Consider the following 1,952-nt stretch of genomic DNA (forward strand, 5'->3'; position numbering starts at 1 on the left):
CCCCTATCTCCCCGTTTCCCGTCACACTCTTCCCCCACACCCCGCTTTTCCGTTTTTCCACCCGGGCCCGTTCTTGTTGTTGCCCCCATTGCCTGGATGCGGCTCGCCGTGGAGCAGCTGCTCCACGGCGCCGCGGTCGTCGATCGCTCGTCGCAGGCTTGCTAGCCTGCCGCTGAGGAACACGCGGTCCGCGTCGGTGAGCTCCGGCGAGCGATCCGGGTCGGCGACAACTTCTTCCGCCTCCGTGATCCGGTCCGTGAACCTCGGGCTCGGCACATCGACCTTGCGCATGCCGACGTGCAGCTGCTCCAGCGCCTTGGCGTAGTCGACTGGTGAGGTGTGAGGTGTCACGGGCTCGTAGTAGGTCCACAGCGTCACTGCGAAGCCATCGCGCGTGTACACACGCAGGTCCGCCCGAGGCTCCAAGGGACACACCGGGCATCCGACCTCGGTGAGTCGCTGAGCGAGATCGACTTCGAACTGTGCAACCTCTTGTCCCACAGGGGCGACCCGGGCAAAGACGTCGCATGGCGTCAGCCGCAGTGCCAGCTTGTTCGAGTTGTGGAGAACGATTGCATCGTTGGCTGGCAGGTCGAGCGATGCGGCGACCGAAGTCGCAGCCGCGATCGCACGCGTGACGTCGGTTGTATCCACCCTCGAATCTTGGCATAGACGAGCGAGGGCGATGCCAACCAGCGTGGCCAGGTGCCAACTATCGTGGCTCGGCACACCCTGCCCGACGCACGGTCAAACTTCGATGGCAAGCCGTCAAACTTCGCTGTCACAGGTCAGTCACGCTCCGCCCTCGAAACCGGCCCTGGAGAGCCCTACAGGCTCCAAGAAACGGACATATGAGGACGCATTGAGGGCGGCGTGACACTTTTTCGAGGGAGCGTGACAGCGGTGTCACGCTCACGCTGAGTCAGCGTGACATCGTTCCGAGGTGACCTGTGTCAGTGGGTGTTGATCGATTGCCAGCGAAGGCCGATCGATTGACTTCTGTGCCAGTCAGGAATGACTGCTTGCGGGGTTTGTGACGGTGGAGGATGACCGCAGACGGCGACGATCGCTCTGCTCGACGGGTCGGTAGTGTGCGGCAATGACAAGAAGCGAGCGGCTCGCGGAGCAGTTGGACTGGTACTGGCGCAAGAACCTGCGGCCGCGGCTGGACGGTCTTACCGACGAGGAGTACTTCTGGGAGCCGGTGGGCGGCTGCTGGAGCATCCGCCCACGTGGCACGTCGGCCGCACCGATGTCGGCAGGTTCGGGGAAGTGGACGATGGACTCCGCGTCCCCTGACCCGGTGCCGGCACCGGTGACCACGATTGCCTGGCGGCTGGCGCACATCAGCGTCTCGTGCCTGGGCTACCGGGTCGGATGGCACTTCGGCGGCCAGGACGTCGACTCCCAGACATTCGCCTACGCGGGGACCGCTGACGAGGCGCTGAAGCAGCTCGATGAGATGTATGGGAGATGGAACGCGGGTGTCCGCGAGCTCTCGGACGCTGACCTGGAGAATCCGCCCACGGTGGGTCCCGAGCGGTTTCCCATGGAGGGCATCGTCCTGCACGTCAACAAGGAACTGGTCCATCACGGCGCCGAGATTTCCCTGCTGCGCGACCTCTACCGCTGGCAGGACGGAGCCGGACCGCACCGAATATGACTTTCGGTAACCGGCGATCGAGCTTCGGAAACTTACGTGGAGTCCGTGACGCTCCATGGCTGCTGCCGCCGATAGGCCTCACGATCCTTAACCGCCGTTCTGCCTTCCCTACGTTCTCCATCGGGACAGGACAGCGTCATCTTCCGTCGCCGATATGCCTTCTGGCGACAGCGCTGAGAGCATGTCCGGCGCTGTGACCTACGACTTCCTTCTGGCATAGGACCTGCACAGACTGGGCAGCGCGGTGATTCAAGGGATTCGTTGCGGGTCGGGGCGAGGGCGTCAGACC

General features: G+C 63.9%; 2 protein-coding genes. One reads left to right on the forward strand and one right to left on the reverse strand.

The window, feature by feature from the left end; translation table 11 throughout:
* Nucleotides 1–21: 21 nt before the first annotated feature.
* On the reverse strand, nt 22–654 hold the full coding sequence (locus ABTZ94_RS37380) for an aminoglycoside phosphotransferase family protein (RefSeq protein ID WP_502967379.1): 633 nt from the start codon (nt 652–654) through the stop codon (nt 22–24).
* Between the two features lie 445 nt (nt 655–1,099).
* On the opposite strand from ABTZ94_RS37380, the gene ABTZ94_RS37385 reads away from it, so the two are divergent.
* Nucleotides 1,100–1,663, forward strand: a complete 564-nt coding sequence (locus ABTZ94_RS37385; RefSeq protein ID WP_351207897.1) for a DinB family protein — start codon at nt 1,100–1,102, stop codon at nt 1,661–1,663.
* Nucleotides 1,664–1,952 lie beyond the last annotated feature (289 nt).

This window comes from Streptomyces sp. NPDC002785 (genome assembly GCF_040295565.1).
GTDB lineage: Bacteria > Actinomycetota > Actinomycetes > Streptomycetales > Streptomycetaceae > Streptomyces.